Annotated in this window: 1 pseudogene; it reads right to left on the reverse strand. The window is 37.0% G+C overall.

Annotated elements, in window-relative coordinates:
* Positions 1-1,027: pseudogene (locus B7692_RS07520) on the reverse strand (IS3 family transposase); the annotation flags it as partial.
* Between the last annotated feature and the right edge of the window lie 56 nt (positions 1,028-1,083).

The following is a 1,083-nucleotide window of genomic DNA, read 5'->3' on the forward strand; positions in this document are numbered from 1 at the left end:
AAGGCTTGTTCCAACATTGTTTTTACTTGTTCTAAATTAGGAGAACAAGAAAGATTAAAAGCAATAATTTCGCTATTAAAGCCATCTAAAACAGGCGATAAATACAATTTCTGCGTGCTATTTGGAATGGCAAACTCTGTCACATCCGTATAACACTTTTCCATTGGTCTCGATGCTTCAAACTGGCGTTGAATGAGATTCTCTGCTTTCTTGCCAATCTCTCCTTGGTAGGAAGAATACTTTCGTTTACGGCGAATTCGAGCACTTAAACCAAGGATTTTCATCAGACGTTGGACCTTCTTATGGTTTACTATATGACCACGATTCCTCAATTCAAGAGTTATTCGGCGATAGCCATAATTTCCTTTGTGCTCAGTAAAAATAGCTTGAATTTCAGCTTTAAGATCTTTATCTTTGTCAAGCCCATCTAGTTCCTTCAACTGATAGTAGTAAGTTGAGCGAGGTAAACGAGCCGCTTCAAGAAGTAAATCTAGTCGAAATCCTCCTGAAGCCATTTCTCTAATTGTCTCTGCCTTTCTTGCTGTATGGCTTCGTCCCTGTCTTCCAGCTCTTTTAACTTTTTTAAGTAAGCAACCTCGGTACGTAAGCGTTCATTCTCCTCTTGGAGTCGCTCTAGTTCTGTCATTTCCTCCCAAGTTTTCTTCCGTTTACGTCCCATTTTAGGTACTCTCCCTCTTGTTTTCTCAATAATAGTATACCCGTTTTTCTTGTATTGTGCTAGCCAGTTAAGAAGTATCGTACGACTTGGGAGGCCGTATTCAAGAGAAACTCTATCTTTAGTCCAGCCTTCATGTAAGACTTTATGAATCATTTCTTGTTTTAAATCAGGAGAATAGTAACGATTTTTTCCTTTTTTGACGAACTCTATTCCGTAACGATCAATCAATTTAATCATGTACCTAAGATTAGAATTATTTATCCCAAATTTATTTGAAAGCTTCTCTAAGCTATAGCCTTGTTTTCTAAGTTCATAGATCTGAACTTTATCATCATAAGTTAATTTCATAATAAAAGCACCCCAAAAGTTAGATTTTTTCTGTCTAACTTTTGGGGTGCAGTTCA

It is taken from the genome of Streptococcus mitis (assembly GCF_002096925.1).
In the GTDB taxonomy this organism is placed as follows: Bacteria; Bacillota; Bacilli; order Lactobacillales; family Streptococcaceae; genus Streptococcus; species Streptococcus mitis_AF.